The organism is Acinetobacter legionensis (genome assembly GCF_057165765.1).
The window spans coordinates 254,235-277,229 of record NZ_CM169896.1 but is presented as its reverse complement, the minus strand read 5'-3'; the positions used below and the strand labels follow the sequence as shown (position 1 = coordinate 277,229).

Annotated in this window: 18 protein-coding genes; 8 read left to right on the top strand and 10 right to left on the bottom strand. The window is 39.7% G+C overall.

Going from position 1 to position 22,995, the window contains the following annotated elements; genetic code table 11:
• Positions 1-22: 22 nt before the first annotated feature.
• Entirely contained in the window at positions 23-991 is a 969-nt protein-coding gene (locus tag AC2G3J_RS01315) for a cation diffusion facilitator family transporter (protein ID WP_336953679.1), read from the bottom strand.
• A gap of 151 nt (positions 992-1,142) precedes the next feature.
• Here AC2G3J_RS01315 and AC2G3J_RS01310 point away from each other — a divergent pair, with 151 nt between their 5' ends.
• Complete coding sequence (locus AC2G3J_RS01310) at positions 1,143-1,940, top strand: DUF4198 domain-containing protein (RefSeq protein WP_336953678.1); 798 nt, start codon at positions 1,143-1,145, stop codon at positions 1,938-1,940.
• Positions 1,941-2,015: 75 nt separating this feature from the next.
• Here the strand turns inward: AC2G3J_RS01310 and AC2G3J_RS01305 are convergent, their stop codons facing one another.
• From AC2G3J_RS01305 to AC2G3J_RS01290, 4 genes are read right to left on the bottom strand one after another with little or no spacing between them, the layout of a single operon-like run.
• Positions 2,016-5,207, bottom strand: a complete 3,192-nt coding sequence (locus AC2G3J_RS01305; RefSeq protein WP_419358711.1) for an efflux RND transporter permease subunit — start codon at positions 5,205-5,207, stop codon at positions 2,016-2,018.
• Complete coding sequence (locus AC2G3J_RS01300) at positions 5,197-6,501, bottom strand: efflux RND transporter periplasmic adaptor subunit (RefSeq protein WP_419327984.1); 1,305 nt, start codon at positions 6,499-6,501, stop codon at positions 5,197-5,199. The genes AC2G3J_RS01305 and AC2G3J_RS01300 overlap by 11 nt, the downstream gene beginning before the upstream one ends.
• A 1-nt stretch (position 6,502) precedes the next feature.
• A complete protein-coding gene (locus AC2G3J_RS01295; protein WP_336953675.1) occupies positions 6,503-7,867 on the bottom strand; it encodes a TolC family protein in 1,365 nt (454 codons plus the stop codon).
• Positions 7,868-7,925: 58 nt separating this feature from the next.
• Complete coding sequence (locus tag AC2G3J_RS01290) at positions 7,926-8,399, bottom strand: cation transporter (RefSeq protein ID WP_336953674.1); 474 nt, start codon at positions 8,397-8,399, stop codon at positions 7,926-7,928.
• Between the two features lie 265 nt (positions 8,400-8,664).
• Here AC2G3J_RS01290 and AC2G3J_RS01285 point away from each other — a divergent pair, with 265 nt between their 5' ends.
• Together AC2G3J_RS01285 and AC2G3J_RS01280 are read left to right on the top strand one after the other, a co-directional pair.
• Positions 8,665-9,018 carry an SEL1-like repeat protein gene (locus tag AC2G3J_RS01285; RefSeq protein ID WP_336953673.1) on the top strand — a complete coding sequence of 118 codons (354 nt, stop codon included), beginning with the start codon at positions 8,665-8,667 and terminating at the stop codon, positions 9,016-9,018.
• A gap of 359 nt (positions 9,019-9,377) precedes the next feature.
• A complete protein-coding gene (locus AC2G3J_RS01280) occupies positions 9,378-10,265 on the top strand; it encodes an SDR family NAD(P)-dependent oxidoreductase (RefSeq protein ID WP_336953672.1) in 888 nt (295 codons plus the stop codon).
• Between the two features lie 2 nt (positions 10,266-10,267).
• Here the strand turns inward: AC2G3J_RS01280 and AC2G3J_RS01275 are convergent, their stop codons facing one another.
• Entirely contained in the window at positions 10,268-11,164 is an 897-nt protein-coding gene (locus AC2G3J_RS01275; protein ID WP_419358707.1) for a LysR family transcriptional regulator, read from the bottom strand.
• 105 nt (positions 11,165-11,269) lie between these two features.
• On the opposite strand from AC2G3J_RS01275, the gene AC2G3J_RS01270 reads away from it, so the two are divergent.
• A complete protein-coding gene (locus AC2G3J_RS01270) occupies positions 11,270-12,025 on the top strand; it encodes an SDR family oxidoreductase (protein WP_336953670.1) in 756 nt (251 codons plus the stop codon).
• A 44-nt stretch (positions 12,026-12,069) separates the two neighbouring features.
• Here AC2G3J_RS01270 and AC2G3J_RS01265 read toward each other — a convergent pair whose 3' ends face one another.
• The gene (locus AC2G3J_RS01265; RefSeq protein ID WP_419358705.1) at positions 12,070-13,155 is read right to left on the bottom strand and encodes an SDR family oxidoreductase; all 1,086 of its coding nucleotides are present in this window, start codon (positions 13,153-13,155) and stop codon (positions 12,070-12,072) included.
• Positions 13,156-13,254: 99 nt separating this feature from the next.
• Between AC2G3J_RS01265 and AC2G3J_RS01260 the strand changes: the two genes are divergently transcribed.
• Positions 13,255-13,632: a MerR family transcriptional regulator gene (locus AC2G3J_RS01260; RefSeq protein ID WP_419358704.1), complete on the top strand. Its 378-nt coding sequence runs from the start codon at positions 13,255-13,257 to the stop codon at positions 13,630-13,632.
• Positions 13,633-13,681: 49 nt separating this feature from the next.
• Here AC2G3J_RS01260 and AC2G3J_RS01255 read toward each other — a convergent pair whose 3' ends face one another.
• On the bottom strand, positions 13,682-16,054 hold the full coding sequence (locus AC2G3J_RS01255) for a Tex family protein (RefSeq protein WP_483770560.1): 2,373 nt from the start codon (positions 16,052-16,054) through the stop codon (positions 13,682-13,684).
• 108 nt (positions 16,055-16,162) lie between these two features.
• The gene (locus AC2G3J_RS01250; protein ID WP_336953666.1) at positions 16,163-16,582 is read right to left on the bottom strand and encodes a carboxypeptidase regulatory-like domain-containing protein; all 420 of its coding nucleotides are present in this window, start codon (positions 16,580-16,582) and stop codon (positions 16,163-16,165) included.
• Between the two features lie 183 nt (positions 16,583-16,765).
• Between AC2G3J_RS01250 and ompR the strand changes: the two genes are divergently transcribed.
• The 3 genes from ompR (at position 16,766) to scpC (ending at position 21,075) form a co-directional block, all read left to right on the top strand.
• A complete protein-coding gene (gene ompR / locus AC2G3J_RS01245) occupies positions 16,766-17,530 on the top strand; it encodes an osmolarity response regulator transcription factor OmpR (RefSeq protein ID WP_004816610.1) in 765 nt (254 codons plus the stop codon).
• 358 nt (positions 17,531-17,888) lie between these two features.
• Positions 17,889-19,349, top strand: a complete 1,461-nt coding sequence (locus AC2G3J_RS01240) for an ATP-binding protein (protein WP_419327992.1) — start codon at positions 17,889-17,891, stop codon at positions 19,347-19,349.
• Between the two features lie 205 nt (positions 19,350-19,554).
• Positions 19,555-21,075, top strand: a complete 1,521-nt coding sequence (gene scpC / locus AC2G3J_RS01235) for a succinyl-CoA:acetate CoA-transferase ScpC (protein ID WP_336953664.1) — start codon at positions 19,555-19,557, stop codon at positions 21,073-21,075.
• Between the two features lie 187 nt (positions 21,076-21,262).
• Here the strand turns inward: scpC and AC2G3J_RS01230 are convergent, their stop codons facing one another.
• Positions 21,263-22,909, bottom strand: a complete 1,647-nt coding sequence (locus AC2G3J_RS01230; protein WP_483770559.1) for a GMC family oxidoreductase — start codon at positions 22,907-22,909, stop codon at positions 21,263-21,265.
• Positions 22,910-22,995: the final 86 nt, after the last annotated feature.

Here is a 22,995-nt window from a genome sequence, read left to right as displayed (position 1 = left end):
TGTTCAAATTAAACCATTCACCTTAATGTGAATGGTTTTTTGCTTCATCTGTATGTGTTTCATCAGCGTTACTGTAATCATTCCCATCTGATTCATCATGCGAGTGTACCATACACTCATTATCTTCAATTTGTAGCGTCATCTCAGTAATCCCATGTTGATGGCTAAGCATTTCCATAACCTGTTGATACAGTTGATTTCGATCCGCTTCTGGTGCAAATAAATGTACTGTCAGATGCACATTTTTAGATGTAATGGCCCAAACCTTAAGTTGATGAATACTTTCTACACCTTTAACGGATAAAAGATCATTACGTAATTTTTCAATATCAATTTCCTCAGGCACACCTTCCAGTAAAATATTGATACTTTGTTTTAGCAAAATCCATGTTCTTGGTAAGACCCAAAAGCCGATGAGTACAGCAATAATCGTATCCACCCACATCCAGCCAGTGAAATAAATAATTGCGCCCCCGATGATCACCCCCACAGAACCCAGTGCATCACTCAATACTTCCAGATAAGCACCTTTTATATTAAGGCTTTGCTTTGAACTGGAGAATAAAATCTTCATTGAAATAAGGTTAATCACCAACCCAACAACCGCCACAATCATCATACCGACACTCTGAATTTCAGGGGGTTGGCTAAAGCGCCGATACGCCTCGTAGAGAATATAAATTGCAACGACAAACAGCATCATGGCATTAAACAGTGCTGCTAAAATTTCAAAACGCTGATAGCCAAAAGTCCGTTTATCATCTGCGGGTAATTTACCAATTTTGATGGCAACCAATGCAATTGCCAATGCTGCTGCATCAGTAAACATATGTGCTGCATCGGACAACAAAGCCAAGCTTTGTGTTATGAAACCGGCAATCACTTCAACAATTAAAAAGGTACTGGTTAATGCCAATGCAAAAGTTAGTTTTTTTACATTTCCTTCTGTGACGACAGCATGACTATGATCATGCCCTTGTTGTTCACTCATGTTCATACCTCTGATTTTGTTTTATCAAAATATTGAATATTCTTTCTATTTACTATTGATAATAATAATTATTATCAATAGTAAAATTCTTCTATATAATGGCGACTCTATTTTCCACAGTTAAAATACCCCTGTTAATGGAATATCGACAATGAAAAAATACCTCTACCTTTCTGTACTTCTTTGCTCTTATAGTTATGCGCATGAACCCTATGTTGCACCTCTGGGCTATAACACCACAAATACACAAATCCCAGTGATTGCATCCTATGCTGAAGAAGCACTGAATGCAGAACATGCCATGAAACAAACCGCTCTCAACGTAATTCAACCAGATCAGAGCAAGTTACAAGTTGAAGCTGCAAGCACATTAAAATCGGCGACGGTGTTTGACTTAGCCTTACCACAAGCTGGGACCTATCTCATCTTCAGTAAAGCGTCTTTCCCACTCAAATATGTCCAACATAATAAAGAATGGAAAATGCTTTTTGATGTACCTGCTGAAAAAGCAGGGAAGATCGCTGAACGCGAATATGTGATTCCTGCTGACTTTAAGAAACCGCCTGTACCGATCACCATTAACCGAGAATGGTCAATCCAAAGCTATATTTCTAAAGAAAGAACTTCACCAGCCCAAAACAACACTGATGCAGCAATACAAGTTGAATTTAAAACGCATCCCAACAGCATTACTGCGCAGCAACCTGTGCAAATCTTGATTAAAAAATCAGGACAAGCGCTCAAAAATGCTGAACTACTTATCCGGGCTCAAGGGCAAACCGATAAACAAGCACAAAAAGTTCCAGTTGCTCAAGATGGTTCAGCGACAGTCACTTTTCCTTATTCAGGGCAATATCTGGTTGAAGTCAGTGAAGCATTTAACAAAACCATTCAACCTGTGAATCAAAATTACACCATCATCAGTCTAGGTGTATTGCCTACCAGTTAGTAATAAACTGCAAATAGAGTTTCAATACCTCACCGTTCTAAGCGAAGAACGGTGAGGTTATTTTTAAATTAACGATCAAGCATCAGTTTGTGCTTTAACTTTACGTTCATTCATCCAGCGATAAATCACCGGTAAAATCACCAAAGTCAATAAGGTGGATGACATGATGCCGCCAATCACGACAGTTGCCAGTGGGCGCTGAACTTCAGCGCCTGTCCCCGTAGCCAGTGCCATCGGCACAAAACCTAACGATGCTACACAAGCAGTCATCAATACAGGTCTTAATCGTAAAATTGCACCTTGCCATGTGGCCTGATAAATATCGAGTTGTTGACGTAATTCCTTGATAAAGGTCAACATCACCAAACCATTTAATACCGCTACACCCGAGAGCGCGATAAAGCCAACACCTGCAGACATCGACAATGGTATACCCCGAAGCCACAGTGCAATCAAACCACCACACAACGCAAATGGCACACCTGTAAACACCAACAAACTTTCCTTAAAGTTATGGAAAACGGCCATTAACAGCACAAAAATAGTCATCAGTGCCAGTGGAACGACCAGTTGCATACGGGCTTTCGCAGAGGTTAGGTTTTCAAACTGTCCACCATAGCTCAACCAATAACCCGCTGGCATTTGCTCTTTTGCCAGAGTCGATTGTAATTCGGTGACAAATGAGCCCAAATCACGCCCTTCAACATTGGCTGTCACGACTACACGACGTTTACCATTTTCACGACTGACCTGATTAATACCCAAGATATTTTCAACTTTAGCCACATCCTGAAGTTGGATTAGACCACCGTTTGGTGTTTGAATAGGTAAAACGGCCAAATGCTCAGGTGTACGTTGAGCATCATCCAGACGAATCACAAAGTCGAAACGGCGGTCACCTTGTAGTATTTGCCCAACATTCTGACCACCAACGCTAGTCGCCACCAAGTCTTGAATCGCCCTCACTGACAAACCATACTGCGCTGCCGCAGCTTTGTTCACTTCAACATTTAAAAGCGGTAGGCCTGAAGTCTGTTCCACATTGACGGCGGTTGCGCCAATAATACCTTTGATTTGTTGTGCAATTTTAGTGGCTTGTTGATTCAACACCTCCATATCATCGCCAAAAATCTTGATTCCCACATCGCTTCGTACACCAGAAATCAATTCGTTGAAACGAAGCTCAATCGGTTGAGAAAATTCACTATTATTTCCAGGTAATGTACCAAGAAATACAATCATACGTTGACGTAGCTCATCAATTGTTTGCTTTGGATTCTTCCATTCATCACGTGGCTTTAACAGCACCACAGCATCGGAAATATTAGGCGGCATGACATCTGTTGCCACCTCTGCCGTCCCTGTACGGGCAAATATAGCTTTGATTTCTGGAAACGCTTTGAGCAATAACTTTTCAGTATTCTCCTGCATACGTAAAGACTGCTCTAGGCCAGTACTTGGCGAACGCATTTGTTGCACTGCAAAATCGCCCTCACTCAAGGTGGGTGCAAACTCACTACCAATTTGTGTGGCAAGCACGCCCGTTAAAAACAGAATACTCACCGCAAGGGTGACGACTAACATTCGGAAGTTATAGGCTAAATTGAGTAGCTTTTCATATTTTTGCTTTAACCACAGCATCCAGCGACTTTCTGTTTCTTTAACTTCACCATTAACAAATAAAGCCACTGCAGCAGGAACAAAAGTAACTGAAAGAATGATTGCACCCACCAGTGCCAATACCACTGTCATAGCCATCGGGTGAAAAAGCTTTGCTTCAACACCAGACAAGGCGAAAATAGGTAAGTACACCACCAAAATAATTAATTGACCAAAGATTAAAGGGCGACGTGCCTGTTTAGCCGCAAGAAAAACTTCTTTAAAACGCTCTGCCCGTGAAAGTAATCTGCCTTTTGCATGTTGTGCCTCTGCCAGTCGCCGAATACAGTTTTCAACAATAACGACCGCACCATCTACAATGATCCCGAAATCCAGTGCGCCTAAGCTCATTAGATTGGCACTAATTTTCTGCTCAGCCATACCCGCCAAAGTAAATAGCATCGATAATGGAATCACACATGCAGTAATCAACGCTGCACGGAAATTACCAAGAAATAGGAACAGAATAACAATAACCAGAATCGCCCCTTCTACAAGGTTCTTCTGTACTGTACTAATCGCACGCTCAACCAAAGCTGTCCGGTCATATACGGTTTGAATCACAATACCTTTCGGTAAAGATTGCTGAACTTCCTTGATTTTGGCATCCACTGATTTCGCCACAGTACGGCTATTTTCACCCATCATCATCATGGCGATACCAAGTACAGTTTCCTCGCCATTGTAAGTTGCACCACCTGTACGTAAATCATGTCCAATCGATACAGTCGCTACATCTGCAACTCGGATCGGAAAACCATTTTTATTGCCTATACTTACATTTTGAATATCTTCAATATTGTTCAAAGTTCCTGGAACACGTACTGTCAATTGCTGCCCATTGGTTTCAATAAAACCAGCACCACGGTTTTCATTGTTTCCAGTTAAAGCATTTTGTAGGTCACTGACAGGGATTTGTAATTGTTGCAAACGATTTAAATCAGGCGTGACCACATAAGTTTTATTAAAGCCACCAATCGAGTTGACCTCTGCAACACCAGGAACACGTTGTAACTGCGGTCGTACAATCCAGTCCTGAATTTCACGTAAATCCATCGCGGTATAGGGCGTACCATCAGGTTTTTTTGCATTCGGCTCTGCCTTGATCACCCACTGATAAATCTCACCCAATCCTGTCGATACAGGAGACATTGTCGGTGCAATATCATCTGGCAGTTCGGTTTGGGCTTCTTGTAAGCGTTGATTAATCTGTTGTCGTGCCCAATAAATATCCGTCCCATCTTTAAAAATAATGGTCACTTGGGATAAACCATAACGGGAAATGGAACGAGTCAACTCTAGCTTGGGTAAACCTGCCATCGCAGTTTCAATAGGATAGGTAATCCTTTGCTCAACTTCTAATGCGGTAAAACCAGCAGCTTGTGTGTTCACTTGTACTTGGGTATTGGTGATATCGGGTACAGCATCAATTGGTAATTTTTGATAGCCGTAAATCCCCACGCCAATCCACGCCACAATAAACAGCATAACCCAAATGGCATTTTTAATCGAAAATTGAATCAGTCGATCAAACACCCCTTCAGGTTGAGGTAATGCTGAATCCGCATCTCTGTCTAACTTAGAATCAGAAGAATCATTAATGCCCATGGCTCGCCTCTCCTTTTTCCAATTCAGATTTCAGCAAGAAGCTACCCTGACCAGCATATTGCTGGCCTTGGGTCAGACCAGTTTTCACTTCAACCCACAGACCATCTCCTGACACCTGACCCAACACAACAGGCTGCGCAGTAAACTCGATTTTCTTATCATGTTCGCTGGAAATAAACACTACGTCTTTTCCTTCAACTTTCTGTATAGCACTTTTGAGTACACGCAATGCTTGAGAAGTGCCTTGCTGTTGTAGTTGAACGTTGACCATCAAATTCGGACGCAATTCAGCCGCATTCGACAACACTTTGGCACGGACTTGTAAACGTCCTGTCTGCACATCAGCTTCACTGTTTAAACTTTGAATCTGTGCTTTAAACATATTCCCCGTCTGCAGTGACTTAAATTCAAGCTGTTGATTTGGAGCAATCGCTGAAAACTCTGAACTTGGTACAATAAATTCAAGCCATAGCTGATCCAGTTGATCAATGATAAATAGCTGGCTAGCAAGCTGCACATTTTCACCCATAACCAAGTCTTTTTTACTGATAATGCCTGCAATTGGTGCTGTGATAACATAACGACCATTACTGCTTGATGAGGCACCAAAAGCAGATAAACGTGATCTGGTGGCTTGCACCTGAATCTGTGCTTGTTTGTAGGCATTATAAGCCCGTTGATAATCCTGCTTGGCAGAAATACCTTGTGACCATAACTGGCGCTCTCGTTCATAGTCCTGACGTGCCAGCTCTAGACTTGTCTGTGCAACCTGTAAGTTTGCCTGCTGATCGACCAAATCAGGCACTACTATAGTGGCCAGCGCTTGCCCTTTTTGCACACGCTGTCCCAATTCAACATTCACGGCAACTACCTGCCCACTAAATGCAGGTGATACATGTGCTTGACGATCTGTATTGACTGTGACTTTTGCAGGATAAGAAGCTGATTTGGTAACAGTACCCATCTCTACTTTAGCTAGTTTAATCCCTTGTTCTGTGATCTGCTGAGCAGTCAAACTAATGGCTTCAGCATTCTCTTTCTCGCCACCCTCTTCTTCACTGTGCTTCGCTTCTTCGGAACCATCTTTGGTGGTTCCCTTAGCATTTTCATCATGTGAATGTCCTTCTTCAGCATGCTCTGCTTCTTTCTCGCCACCTTCTTTGCTCGTGCCTTTTTTGGTTGAAAAGAACAATCCCATGGCAATAAGAGCAGTCATTACAAGCGTAATGATGATCAGTAGGCGTTGAGAAATTTTGCCTTTCTGAAGTTTAAAAGATTTAAATTGATTCAGCATATTAATTTCCCCCGCCCACAATTGGTAAAGCTTGTGTGTCCTGCCATAAACTCTGATTGATCTGCGCTAAAGCATCTTTTGCCATGATTTGACTTGGTTCAATACCGAGGCTCAAACTTTCCGCTTCAATGGCACGTTGCCAGCCATCTTTCAATAATTGCACTTTTCTCAAACGCACTTCTTGCAACTGTAATGTTGCGAGTTGCACATCGTTAACGGCAAATTTACCGACAGTAAACCCCTGCAAAGTTTTACGTTGAACCTGAGCTGCAAGCGGAATCTGAGACTCATCGACTGCTTTAAACTGTACTTCCAGTCCTTGCAATTCAGTCAATAATGTTCCCACCTGCAAAGCATTTTGGCGGAGATAAAACTCCTGTTGTCTACTGAGTAAATCCTGCTTTGCTTGCGCAATTTGCACACCGTATTGCTGGCGGTTGAAAATATTCAATGGGATAGAGACCCCCACAACTAAAGCATTGTCAGTCGAGGTTTCAGGTGATCGAGTACGATTCACGCCTAAATTCACAGTCGGATTAGGCCGTGCCGAAGCTTTTAATTGCGCCACTGTCGCTTTTGCTTGCAACACCTGTAACTGACGTGATTTTTCAAAAAGATTGTCCGCGAGATATTCTTGTACCTGTTGGTGTGTCGAAGACGGCCATAAAGATTGAGGATTTAAACCGATACGAATCGATTTATCAGCATCGCCCCAAAGGTTGGACAATTGCTGCTTGGCAACTTGCACCTGCAAATCGGCTTGACGATATAAGCGAGCATTTTCTGCATGACTCAGTCTGGCACGATCTACATCAACCTGCGCGACACTCCCCGCTTGATAGCGCTTCTGAATCGCATTCAGATTTTCTTCACTGACGTTGAGCTGCTCTTGGACCACGTTGCGTTCTAATTCAAAAATCGCCAGCTGTGACCATTGGTATTTCACAGCCAATTCAAGTTGAGCCTGATAAATTCGCTGATTTAAGTCACTTTGATCTTTTGAAAGTTGTGCCAACCTCTGTGCTGACTTACGTTCACCAAAAATATCCAATCGTTGAGAAACACCAATTGAAAGCTCTTGATCTTGATTGGAACCAAAACCCGTTTGCGATACGGATAACTCTGGATTTGTCCACAGTTTTGCTTGTTTAATGTTCGCTGTTGCAATTTGCTGCTGCGTTTGCCAGACCTTCTGCGTCTGCTGATATTGCTCAGTTTTTGCAATTGCCTGTTGTAACGTTAATGCTTGAGATGTGTTGTCTGCCCAAGTAACAGATGACATCACACTGAACATCAGTGCACCGAGCAAAGACGGCCTAAAACCGAATGCAGTTTTTTGTACTAAATTACGTATTACTTTTGACATGAAAATGCCCCACTAAATTAAACCATTAGCGGTGGGCAAGATTTTCGGCTACCCCACCTTATAGCGGGGATGAAAGAGGGGGAGGATTGGGCAAATATAGATCAGGGGACTGATACAAATTATTCCAGCCAATAAAGATAGATTCAGGATAGCCTACAAATTTAGGCTGTGCTGTGTGTTGCTGATTATCAACCACAATGAAATGCGCAAAAGAAGGCAAATGATCACGATGATCATCATTTATATGATTGAGGAAATCATTGGAACGCACATCTTGGTGTGCTGGTAATTGTTTTGATACTGACTGATCAGAAATCGGTTTATCTATCCCATATATATCTAACAGCTGCGGATGTTGCTGTTGATCCTGGGTACAATCAGGCGCATTATGGTGTCCAAAATGCTGACTAATTATACGTTGTGATGGAAGCTTAGTGCTTTCATGATCACAAAAAGCCGCCGCTACATTCCAAAGACTTTGGAACATAAACAAACTAAGCAAGACTGTGATGAAAACACTTGAGCGTTTCACAGATTCTATCCGAAATCCAAAACAACCTAAATATAGCAAGTTTTCTTCATGTAATAAAATTACAGTGAGTAATTTTATGCTTTAAATAGAATTGATAATTTGTTAAATAATGTGTTTTTTAACAAATATGTAAAAATCGCAATTGACAAATTACATTTAACTATTTGCAAACTCTAAAAAATCAGCTAGATTAATTATATCTAATCATTTTTTTGTGATTAGCAGTCTCTTTTACTTTGTTAATGGATTAGCAAGGAGGTTGTATATGTTGGTACATATTTTTAACCGTTTTTTAGGAGATTCAACATCTCGTCGGGCATTCGAACAGAATGCTTCTGAAGCTGCTCTCGAAAAGGCTCAAGCACATGATTTTGAAGACAAAAATCTAAGCTTAGATGAAATCGCAAATCGTAATGCAATGTGGTGCTATTTAAGGGCTGCTTTACGTGGAGATCAAGAAGCTCAGTATAAAATGGGTCTCAGCTACTTGAATGGACAACTTGGTTTAGACCGAAGTTATAGCCATGCAGAAAAATGGCTTGAACAAGCTGCTCACCAAGGTCATACCCCAGCCAAAGAACAATTAAAAAAAGCATATGATGAACTTGCTTTTTCTTAAAGTAGGTTAAATATATTGTATATATCCTCCTTATAAACAGAGTTGTAAAGCAGCTCTGTTTACTTAAAAATATATTTAATTTTCAAGTAAATTCACTTGATTATATTTTATGCAATAGATTTGTTTTTTTGCTTTCAAAACTCAGTTATATATGGTAAAAATCACGAAATAAGTAAAAATATAATAGAGTATTTACTCTAAAAATATTTTATAAATTCAGCCACTTAATGCTAGTATTTTTATTTTTTTTGTATATTATTGCCTTCCAACAAAAGTGATCATCTTTTAAACAAAGATCCAATCACCCGAAACAAAAAAATACAGCATCTGTTCATGTCGGTAGGCTCAGGAAAATAGCTATGAATCAAAAATTAGAGCAACTTTTTCAAAAAAAGGTTCAAGGTAAAATTGCACTCATCACAGGTGCCTCTAGTGGCATTGGTTTAACAGTTGCAAAAAAGCTTGCAGCAGCAGGTGCGCATGTACTTTTAGTCTCTCGTACTGAAGAAACACTGAAAGAGGTTCAAGCTGAAATTCAAGCTGAAGGTGGTCGAGCTGATATTTTCCCTTGTGATTTAAATGACATGAACGCAATTGATGAAGTATCTAAACAGATCGTTGCTTCTGTTGATCATATTGATATTTTGATTAATAACGCTGGCCGTTCGATTCGGCGCGCTGTGCATGAGTCTGTTGATCGTTTCCATGATTTTGAACGTACTATGCAACTCAATTACTTTGGTGCAGTTCGTTTAGTATTGAATATTTTGCCAGAAATGATGGTTCGTAAAGACGGCCACATCATTAATATCAGTTCAATTGGTGTATTGGCAAATGCAACTCGCTTCTCCGCTTATGTTGCATCAAAAGCCGCATTGGATGCATTTAGCCGCTGCTTATCAGCGGAAGTACATTCACATAAAATTGCCATTACTTCAGTCTATATGCCTTTAGTACGCACCCCGATGATTGCACCAACTAAGATCTATAAATATGTACCAACACTCTCGCCAGAACAAGCCGCTGATTTAGTTGCATATGCAATTGTAAAACGTCCTAAGAAAGTTGCTACAAATTTAGGTCGTTTAGCCTCTATTACTTACTCAATTGCACCTGGAATCAATAACAAATTAATGTCAATTGGCTTCAATCTGTTCCCAAGCTCAACTGCATCTGTCGGTGAGCAACAAAAATTGAACCTTGTTCAAAGAGCATATGCTCGTTTGTTCCCAGGTGAGCATTGGTAAGTTTAAGAGCTAATAGAAAGTTTACGTTTGAGTAGACTTTCTAGCCAATCAATAAAGAATTGAAAATATACTGGTCGATATTTCCTTTCTAAAAAAAGAAAATTGATTGGTATTTTTAAGCATGATTCTTGCTCAAATATTTTAGTTAATCTTTTGCTTTCTATAAAAGGAATTGCATCAAATGCTGGAATCTGAATAACCCCCAATCCTTGCAACCCCGCATGTAAATAACTTTCTGTATCCTCAACTAAAAGTTGGTAAGGAAGTTTTATCTGAGTATCTTCAAATACTAGACTTGCAAAATCTGAATCCATATTTTTCATTTGATAACCAATCATAATATGGTGATTTGAATGCCCTATTTCTAAATTGCTAGTCAATTTACGCAAATATTCTGGAGAGGCAAGTGTATATAAATCAACTTTTGTAATTGGTCTCACAATTAAATTTTCATTCGTCACATTTCCAACACGAACCACACAATCTAGTCGCTGTTCGATTAAATCTGAATAATGATCGTGACTATGAATTGAAATTTTAATATTTGGATACTTCTCATAAAATTCATGCAAATAAGGGATCAGATATCCTGTGGCTATTCTTAACGGTAATCCAATTTTGATTTGACCCGTATACTCACGGTTTTTTAATTTGAATTTATCCAACCCTTCAGCCTGAAGAATCAGTTGTTTAACCTCTTGAAAAAATTGAGCCCCTTCATTGGTTAAATTGACCTTTCGTGTTGTTCGATTAAATAACAATACTTGATATTCTGTTTCTAAGCCTTTTATTGCATAGGTAATTGTTGAACGTGGTAAATCCAGCGCTTTAGCAACCTGAGCAAATGAATGCTTTTCCGCAACTAAGCAAAAAATTTTGAGACGTTCAATTTTATCCATCTATTATTCAATTTTTTCAAACAATCTATTCGATTCTAATCACTATCTAGAATAAAAAATAGCATTTAACATTCCATCATCACTTATCAAGATGGGAAAATAAAAATGAAACAGCATAGTTTAAAAGATAAAACCGTCATTATTACAGGTGGAGCAAAAAATTTAGGTGGTCTGATCGCACGTAAGTTTGCAGAACAAGGTGCAAATCTTGTCATTCACTATAACAGCTTAGAAACCCAAAAAGATGCAGAAGAAACACTCAAAGCCATTGAACAATTAGGTGTTAATGCAACTTTGATACAAGCAGACCTCTCCAATATTCAAAATATCGAAACATTGTTCATCAAAGCCAAAGAAATCTTCGGTGGCGTCGATATTGCGATTAATACCGTAGGGCGAGTACTTAAAAAACCGTTGATTGAAACAACTGAACAAGAGTTTGATTCAATGAATGACATTAACAATAAAATTGCCTATTTCTTCATCCAATCTGCGGGTAAACATCTTAATAATGGTGGAAAAATTTGTTCTATCGTGACCAGTCTTTTAGCAGCCTACACAGGATTGTATTCAACCTATGAAGGCTTAAAAGCGCCTGTTGAGCACTATACCCGTGCAGCATCGAAAGAGTATGGCGATCGTGGTATTTCCGTCACGGCTGTTGCACCGGGTCCAATGGATACGCCATTTTTTTATGGTCAAGAAGCGCCTGAAGCAGTGGCCTATCATAAATCTGCATCTGCACTAGGTGGTTTAACCAAGATTGAAGATATTGAGCCTTTAGTGCGCTTTTTGGTAACAGAGGGTTGGTGGATTACTGGTCAGACTATTTTTGCCAATGGCGGTTATACAACACGATAATATTGAATGCCCATTTATTGAAATGGGCATTTTTATCGCTAGATCTAATGATTCTGGCTCACCCATTTAGCAGTCAACTCAATGGTCTGCTTAAGATTGGTTTCTGGTATTTTCCATTTTTGATTTAATGTTAAAAACTGATCTATATTTAATTGCTCAGTTCGGATGAAATCCAACATCTCAGCAGATAGATCTAGCTTTTGAGCAAGCCACTTCCATTTTAAAATCAATTTTAAAATGTTCAGCGAGACGAAGTATTGCGGTGCTTTTAGATTTAATCTGTGAGCCGCATTGTGAATAAGAGTTTGTAAAGAAATCTGAGTAGGATTGGCAATCAATATATCTTGATAAATTGTAAGTTGATCCTGTGATGCGTTGCATATCGCATTGACCAACATTGTCACAGAAACCAAAGGTAAATAATGCTGAGGAGTTGCAGGAATAGCGGTCAACTTCCCCTGTTTAAGCTGGGTAATCAGATGAGCAATCGGTTGATTTTCAGCAATCTCACCAGAGTCTTCATCCCCTAACACTGTTGCAGGGTGGATCACTGTCCAGTCAATTTTCAACTGTTGAGCATATTTCACCCAAGTAAAATGAGCTTCAATTTTAGAAGCCTCGTAAGCACCCAGTTGTTGGTACACCCGTTTCCAATTTGTTTTCTCAATATTTTCCAAACAGACTCCAACATCTTGTAAGTGCTGAGTGAGTGTTAACATATAGCCAGAAAGATGAATTGCACGTTTCAATTGGCAATGTTCGTTTACGCATTCAAGCAAATTGATTAATCCCTTAACATTGACTTCTCTTGCCTGTTGAGTCGAAAGATTCCATGCAAATAAGGCACTGGTATTAAATAAATAATTCACCTTAGCAAGCCCTTGCCAATCTTCAGCTGAAATACCTAATGCAGGTAAAGTAACATCACCTTGTATACAGAATAATTTTTGATGACTTATTTCTTGTTTTTCTAGCCAATTTCTCAAATTTGACTCTTGCTGATCAAGGTTACGACACAAGGCAAAAACTTGATCATTGCTTTGAAGTAATCGTGCAACAAGAAATTTACCAATAAACCCTGTTGCACCAACCACCAAGGCAATTTTTTCTACGCTTTGATTCTTTTGCATCACTTTATACACCCTTTATATGTTCACACTTAAGCTAAAGGATGGAGTACACTCCACAGTCAAGTATTTCTTGCAAATACATAAAATTTGGAGCAAGTGATGTTAATCGGTGAATTATCAGAGCAATTAAATCTCAGTCGGGATACGATTCGTTTTTATGAAAAGCTTGATCTTATCCGCCCCTTGACACGAAATAATGGTTATAAGGATTATTCAAAACAAGACTTACAGCAATTACAACTGATTCAGGTCGCTAAAAATTTAGGCTTTACTTTGGCTGAAATTAAACAGATTTTAGACTTGGTCAACGTCAATGAAATTCCAGCAGAACAATTTCATATGATTTTAAAAGACAAACTCAATGTCATTCGTGAAAAAATTATCCAATTACAGAATATTCAGAACCTACTTGAAAATCTTGTGGTTGGGGAAGCATGTCCATTTAAAAAAGATTGTGATCTTTCCGCAATTGTCTAATCCATAAAAAAACCGCCTAACGGCGGTTTCTTTATTGAGAAATTATAGCTTATTTAGACCCTTTAATCCCTGCTTGTAATAACAATGCACCTAAACCACCAATTTTGTTCTCTTGAGGTTTAGTTGCTTGTGGTTTCTTATCATGACGTGGTGCTTTGTCTTTATTATCATGGTTTGGACGACCTTGCTGTGGACGTTTACCCTGAGGCTTACGCTCACCACGTTGGTCATTGTTATTGAACTCACGCTTTTGACGTGGTGCTTTAGCTGGTGCTTCTGAACCTTCTGGGCGCATCGATAAATTCACACGATTTCGCTCAGCATCTACAGTCAACACACGTACTTGTACGATTTGCCCTGGTTTCACAACTTTATGTGGGTCAGAAACAAATTCATTGGCAAGCTCTGAAATATGTATTAGACCATCTTGATGCACACCAACATCGACGAATGCACCGAAGTTAGTCACATTGGTAATCACGCCCTCAAGCTGCATCCCTTCAGTCAATTGACTGACTTCAGTGATATCTTCACGGAATTTTGCTGTACGGAATTCTGGACGAGGGTCACGACCCGGTTTTTCCAACTCGCTTAACACATCTTGAATCGTCGGTAGACCAAATTTGTCGTCGGCAAAATCTTCTGCTTTCACTTGACGAATAATTTCAGTATTACCAATGATATCTTTCACTGTAGTCGCTTTTGCTTCAACAATCTTGTTGACCAAACCATACGATTCAGGGTGAACAGAGGAAGCATCTAGAGGTTCTGAGCCATCTTGAATACGTAAGAAACCCGCAGCTTGCTCAAACGTGCGCTCACCTAAACGTGGTACATTTTTCAATGCTTGACGATTATCAAAACGACCATTTTCTTTCCGGTAATCTACAATTTGCTGTGCAATGGCTTTATTTAAACCTGCGATATAGCCCAAGATTGCTGGAGAGGCCGTATTTACATCTACACCTACCGCATTCACACAATCTTCAACAACAGCATCCAGTGTTTTTGCCAAATTGGTTTGATTCACATCATGCTGATATTGACCTACACCGATAGATTTAGGGTCAATTTTAACCAGTTCAGCCAATGGATCTTGTAAACGGCGGGCAATTGAAACAGCACCACGAATCGCAACATCAAGCTCAGGCAGTTCAGCAGAAGCCAATTCTGATGCTGAATAAACAGATGCGCCCGCTTCACTTACTGAAACACGCGTTAATGTAAGATCCGCATTTGCAGCCATCATTTCTGCAACAACAGCTTCAGTTTCACGACTCGCAGTACCATTGCCAATCGCAATTAAATCGACATTAAATTCACGACAAAGACGTGCAAGTTCAGCAATCGAGCCAGCTTTATCTTCTTTTGGTGCAAATGGGTAAATCGTGCTATGTGCAAGCACATCACCTGAATCAGAAACAACCGCCAGTTTTACCCCTGTACGAATACCAGGGTCAACACCTAAAGTTGTACGTGAACCAGCAGGAGCAGAGAGCAATAAATGACGTAAGTTTTCTGCAAACACGTCCATTGCTTCTGATTCAGCTACAAGGCGTTTTTCAGTCAACAAAGAATGTTCAATCGTTGGGCGAATTTTACCTAACCAAAACAGTTTTGCGATTTGCTTTAAGAAATCTTGACGTGCTCGTGGTTGAACACTTTCAAGCGCGTATTCAGTTTCAATACGTGCAAGTGGTGCATGATCATCACCATCAACTTTAAGACCCAATACATTTTCTTGGCGGCCGCGTAGCATTGCCAATAAACGGTGTGAAGGAACTTTATTTAAATTTTCAGAGAAATCAAAGTAATCACGGAATTTCTTACCGACTTCTTTTTTCTCATCAGATGCCACCAAACTTTTTAACACTGCTGTTTTGGCAAATGTTGATTTAAGTTCTGTGGTTAATGAAATATTTTGTGCCCAGTCATCAATGATGATGTGTTGAATCGCGTCTAATTGACTTTCAACATCTGGGTATTCTTCATGGCTAAAACCAGCCAAAGCTTCAGTCGGATCAATTTGCTCTGCAATAATTTTCTCAGCAAACTCCCCTAATCCCGCTTCTTTAGCTTTAAATGATTTACTGGTACGTTTTGGACGATACGGTGCGTAAAGTTCTTCTAATGCATTTTTTGTTTCAGCGGCATTTACCCGAGCAAGTAAGTCATCAGAGAGCTTATTTTGTTCTTTTAATGATTCGATTACTTTTTCACGGCGTTCAAATAAATCACGTAGATAAACAAGGCGTGTATCAAGTTGGCGTAATTGGATGTCGTCTAAGCCTTGCGTTACTTCTTTACGGTAACGTGCAATAAATGGAACACTAGAGCCTTCATCTATCAGTTTAATGGCAGCTTCTACTTGGTTTGGACGTACGGCAAGTTCACTTGCCAACTGCTGAACTAAGTCAGTCATCGTGTTTAATTCCACAAGGATAAGGACTAAAAGTTAGTGATTATAAAGACCAAGACCATAAAATCCACAATTGTTTTGCAAATTAGCAGTGAAAAAAGTGATAAAAGATCATTTTTCTTGAGTTTTTACAGTGCAATCGTGTATTTCATCCTGCTTAGCTGTATTTAAATTGCTTTGTAAAATAATTTTTCCAACGTCCCACTGCGCACCTTTACGTTGCCCACCGCCATGTGAATTGAAATATTTTAAATAGCATTGCTGATAGCCCTGTTTATTGAGTCGTTCTTGCACCCATATCGGTGGCGCTTCCATATACATGATTTCTTTCAGTAAAAATGCAGAATAGCGCCGTTCTTTGAGTCGAAAGTTGCCTTGCATATCCGTTTGGGCTTCACCGACCTGGACTAGAGCAATTGGTTGGTCAAATTCGTCAATCACTTGTCCTAAGATTTCAGGTCTGGAAAGTCGGCTAATACATGCACTTAAAATAAAACATATTGCCAAAATACATAAAACTTTCATTTGCATATGGTATATCTTTTTATTTATAAACATAGAATCATCTCAATTCGTTATAGATGTTGTTTTTTGGTTTCAAAACAGCCTGAAAATTGTATTTTTGAGCAATTTGATACATAGTCTTAACAAGAGCTTAGGCAGTATACTGAGATTGACGAATATTTATAATTTACAACATTAAGGGAGTACATCATGAGTTTGGTTGTACCTGCTGAAAATACAGATATCGTACAAAACGAAACTGACCGTGTCGAACGCATTTTAGTGGTCGATGATGATGTGCGTTTACGTACCCTTTTACAGCGTTTCCTTGAAGATAAAGGCTTTGTGGTAAAAACGGCCCACGACGCAACGCAGATGGATCGCCTATTACAACGTGAGTTATTCTCACTCATCGTTTTAGACTTTATGCTTCCTGTAGAAGATGGTTTAAGTATTTGTAGACGTTTACGCTCATCAAATATAGATACACCTGTCATCATGCTCACTGCACGAGGCAGTGACTCTGACCGTATTGCTGGTTTAGAAGCTGGTGCGGATGATTATTTGCCAAAACCATTTAATCCAAATGAGTTATTAGCACGTATTCGTGCTGTACTGCGTCGTCAGGTTCGTGAAGTGCCAGGTGCGCCAAGTCAAAATGTAGAAGTTGTATCTTTCGGGCCTTGGTCTCTAGATTTATCAACACGCACCCTGACACGTGAAGGGCAAGTGGTCACATTAACCACAGGTGAGTTTGCAGTCTTAAAAGCATTAGTCCAGCATCCACGTGAACCATTGACACGTGACAAGTTAATGAACCTAGCACGAGGTCGTGAATGGGGTGCTATGGAGCGTTCAATCGATGTTCAAGTGTCTCGCTTACGTCGTTTGATTGAAGAAAACCCTGCACGTGCACGTTATATTCAAACAGTTTGGGGCGTAGGTTATGTGTTCGTTCCAGATGGTGCAGAATAATAGATTTTGATTCGATAGAATGAATCTAGCTTGAAAAATACTGGTCACATGCTCGGTTTTAAATGTGCCAGTATTTTTTTATCCATTTTTATAGAATTACAGCCGTGATAGCTTTTCCATAGACCTGAGCTTTACTTATGACTTGGCTACTGTTGTTTTATTGTTTGGATATCCTGCAAAAAGATATGTGATCTCAACATAGTAATAATCCTTATCGTATTAAGTATAAATATCAAATATTTATATTGACTAACAAGTTAAACCAAGACAGCCTAACACTTATAATATTGCTATAAATCTACCATCCTTTAAACTGAAATCAATAGATTAAGAATATCGCACAGATTGGAATGCTCCTGTGAAATTAGAACCCATAGATCCACAAGAATTTACCGACTTTGTTACCTACAAAGAACGGAAACGTACACATTGGGAACGCTTCCTCGATAAAGTCAAACCTCGCTCGGCAGCCATGCGGACCACCGTATTGGTCGTATTTGTAGTGTTCTTTAGCCTGTTTATGTCATTATGGTTTTTCTGGAAAACGCTTTATTTACCTGAAATTCAGCAACATGCACGTTTTTTAGCAGTTGAACTTGAAATGGTTAACAATCCACGTTTACAGATTTATCATGACGAAATACAACTTGATATTGACGAGTGGTTAAAGCAACGGGTAGGTGTAGAATATGTTACTGATCCCAAAGAATATCCAAATGTAAAAGATAAAATTATTGCCGATTTTTTTACCAATCGTATTGAGAACCAGCTTGCAGAAGAATTAAAAATCAAAGACGTGACGGTTTATTTCCAGTTTAAACCCAGTCCACGTATTTGGGTTCAAACACCTGAAATGAATGGCAATTGGGTGCGTGAACCTCTGAATACTTATGCCAACTATAGCCCTGAACTGATTTTAGGTTGGTTACTCGGTATTCCACTGATTGCCGCAGTGATCATCTTGACATTGGTAAGGCAGCTCAATCGTCCATTGCGTCGTTTACAACATGCAGCAAATAACTACAGTAAAACAGGAAAAGCGCCTTATTTAGAAACCAATCATGGTCCTCAAGAAATTCGTGAGGTGAACCAAGCCTTTAACCATATGGTCTATACACTGGAACAAACTGAACGTGATCGTCAAATCATGTTGGCAGGTATCTCTCATGATTTAAGAACACCGCTGACACGGATCCGTTTAAGCGCAGAAATGATGTCTGATGATGACTTTTTAAAAGAAGGTTTGATTTATGATGTCGATGATATGGATGCCATTTTAAGCCAGTTTATTTCATATATGCGTGATGGCTCAGATGAAGAGCTTCAAGACACCAATATCAATGCTTTGCTACAAGAACTGATCATTCAGTTTAAACCTTTAGATATTCAGTTCACGCCGCAAGAACTACCTGTCATTACTGCTCGCTCACTGTCGTTAAAACGTTTGATTGGTAATCTCATCAACAATTCAAAACGCTATGGTGCAGAACCAATTGAACTCAGTGCTTTTGTAGAAGATGAGCATATTAAAATCTGTGTAGCAGACAATGGGGAAGGAATTCCCGAAGACCAAATTGAAGGGCTTATGCAACCTTTTGTGCGTGGTGATGCTGCACGTACGGTGCAAGGGAGTGGTTTAGGTTTGGCCATTGTCAAACGAATTGTCGATATTCATCAAGGTGAACTGTTGATTTCCAACCGTCCTGAAGGCGGGCTACAAGCCATCATTTCACTACCAACGTCAATAAAAGTTGAGGAAGAACCGACACCTACAAATCCAATTCAAAAAATCAAACAAAGTTTGAGTGATCACTTTTAGTGATTGCTCAATAAACCAACACTTAACTTTGTTTATTTAACAAACAGCTATCATTATTTTATTAATAAATAATAACTTAAAAACCATCACCAAAATTTATACCTGCATTTATTGAAAAAATTAGACCTTAGCATTAGAGGCATGCACAATTCAGTTTGAGGGCGGTACAATCCGTCTAGTTTTGAACAAGAATTGAGCGTAAACCATGTCTTTAGATCGTATTCGTTTAGCATCTCTCCATGACAAAGTCATGAGCGCAGAACAAGCTGCAACTTTTATCCAAGATGGGATGACTGTGGGGATGAGTGGATTTACTCGTGCAGGTGAAGCAAAAGCTGTACCTTTAGCGCTGGTAAAACAAGCCAAAGTGAATCCGTTGAAGATTACTTTAATCACAGGTGCAAGTTTAGGTAATGACCTAGACAAACAATTAACTGAAGCTGGTGTCCTTGCGCGTCGTTTACCATTCCAAGTCGATAACACTTTACGTAAAGCCATCAATAATGGTGAAGTGATGTTCATTGATCAACATTTGTCTGAAACTGTTGAGCAAATGCGTAACCTTCAGTTGAAAAAACCTGATGTTGCGGTGATTGAAGCGATTGCGATTACTGAAGATGGTGGCATCATTCCAACAACATCTGTGGGTAATTCTGCAAGCTTTGCAATTTTCGCTGAAAAAGTGATTGTTGAAATCAACACCAACTTAAGCCCTGCTTTTGAAGGCTTACATGATATTTACATCCCAACCTATCGCCCAACACGTCAAGCTATTCCATTGACGCATGTTGAGCAACGTATTGGTACACCTGCAATCAATATTGATCCTGCAAAAATCGTGGGTATCGTGATTAATAGCGAATATCATGACTCTCCATCAACTGTAACACTACCAGATGACGAAACTCAGGGTATTGCGAACCACTTAATCGCATTCTTCGAAAAAGAAGTTGAAGAAGGCCGCTTACCTTCGAATCTTGGTCCTTTACAAGCAGGCATCGGTTCAATCGCCAATGCTGTATTGACAGGTCTTAAAGATTCTAACTTTGAAGATTTAGTGATGTATTCAGAAGTACTTCAAGACTGTACTTTCGAGTTGATTGATGCGGGTAAAATGAAGTTTGCTTCAGGTTCTTCAATTACTCTTTCTGCTAAATATGGTGAAAAAGTATTTAACAACCTTGAACAGTACAAAGACAAATTGGTTCTCCGTCCACAAGAAATTTCAAACCATCCTGAATTGGTTCGTCGCTTAGGCATCATTGGTATCAATACCGCGCTTGAGTTCGATATTTATGGCAACGTAAATTCGACACATGTTTGCGGTACCAAGATGATGAATGGTATTGGGGGTTCTGGTGATTTCGCACGTAATGCACATTTAGCAATCTTCGTGACCAAATCGATTGCAAAAGGTGGCGACATCTCTTCTGTTGTCCCATTTGCTTCACATATCGACCATGCTGAGCATGATGTAGATATTCTTGTGACTGAGCAAGGTCTTGCTGACTTACGTGGATTAGCACCCCGTGAACGTGCTCGTGCAGTCATCAACAACTGTGCTCACCCAATGTATCGTGATGCATTGAATGATTACTTTGATCGTGCATGTGAAAAGGGTGGTCAAACACCTCATATTCTTCGTGAAGCACTTTCTTGGCACTATAACTTTGAAGAAACAGGCCATATGCTTGCTTCTGTAGATCAAGCTAAAAAATCTGCATAAGATTTTAAACCTGATGTAAAAATAAAAACGCCCTGAATGAGGGGCGTTTTTTATTGAGCTATTTTTGCTTGAATGCTCATTTCCCCATTTTTAAATTCACGCTATATCTACTGTTCTATAAAAAGTATCTTTAAGTTGATTTGAAATTTCAATAATGAGTTCTCTTCATTTTTAAATATCTAAAGACTTAAATTGCGACACGCACTTTGTCTTTCTTTTGAATAAACGCCACACTGGCTTGATCCTGATTAATCATCTCAACCGCTTTCTCTGCAATCATAATTGCAGGGGCATTGGTATTGCCATTCACCACTTTTGGCATGATTGACGCATCGACCACACGCAAGTTTTGAATACCATAAACTCGCAAACGTGGATCAACCACAGCCATCTCATCCACTCCCATTTTACAACTTCCTACAGGGTGATAAACGGTATCTGAGCGATCTCTTAAAACTTGTCGAATCTCCTCATCTGTTTTTACAGTGGCTGTAAATAAATCTTCTTTAATCATGCTTTTAAAAGCATCAGATTGCATTAATTTCTGAGTGAGTTTAAAGCCTTTGACCATTTCCTCTAAATCAGACTCTTCCCCATAGAAATTAGGGTCAATCAATAAAGGATCATCGATACTTGGTCCACTCATCTTAATGGAACCACGACTGACTGGATTGAGCAGGCAGACATGACAGGAAATACCATGTCCTGTATGCATTGTTCGTGCATGATTATCCACGAGCGCAATGACGAAATGTAACTGTAAATTCGGTAGGCTTTGTTCGTTTGAACTTTTAATAAATCCGCCACATTCAGCAAAATTCGTAGTCATCAAACCACGGCGTTCTTTACGGTAACGCCCAATTTGTTTAAATAGATCAATCGAACCTGGCAAGGATAATCCAAATGTCCCTTGAATTTCACTGACTTTATAACCAAAAATAAAATCGGGATGATCATGAAAATTTTTACCCACACCAGGTAAATGCTGTTTCACTGCAATTCCATGTTCAGCAAGTTCTTGTTGGTCACCAATACCTGAGAGCATCAGAATCTGTGGCGACTGCATCGCTCCCGCACTCAATAACACTTCTCGACGTGCAAAAATTTGTTTGAGCTGCCCACTCTGCTTATATTCCACCCCCACAGCCACCCCATTTTCAATCAAAATCCGCTGAGTCTGTGCATGGGTTTCGACCGTTAAATTTTTACGATCTCGATGTGGAAACAAATAAGCCCGCGCGGAGCTGCACCGCTCCCCATTGATATGGGTCACTTGATAAACCCCTAAACCTTCCTGCTCTTCACCATTGAAGTCATCCAGAATTCGATAACCTTGTTCTTTAGCGGCTGCGATATATTTTTGCTGTAATGGGTTATCACTGCGTAAATCAATAACTGAAAGTGGGCCAGCATTACCATGATATTTGTTTTTAATTCTTTGGTTATTTTCAGATTTAATAAAATAAGGCAAGACCTCATCATATGACCAACCAGTATTGCCTAAGGCTGCCCAATCGTCATAATCTTGTCGATGTCCACGGATATACACCATGGCATTAATTGCCGATGAGCCACCCAAGCATTTTCCACGAGGCTGGTAGCCTTTACGACCATTTAAGCCCTTTTGCAGTACAGTTTCAAAGGCCCAGTTATTGATCTTGGTTGGAATACTAATCACCGCTGCACAAGGAACTTCTACTTTCCAGCCCTCTCCAGCCCCTCCTGCTTCAAGTAGACAAACAGAAACTTGCGGGTTTTCTGATAAACGCCCAGCCAACACACAGCCCGAGCTTCCGCCACCGATAATAATATAATCAAATTCCTGTTTATTCACGTGAAGTTCCTTTTTTGTTTTAAATTATGCCTCCATTATTATGCACACTTTCAATCAATAAAAAATCACTATTCTCAGCCTATAAC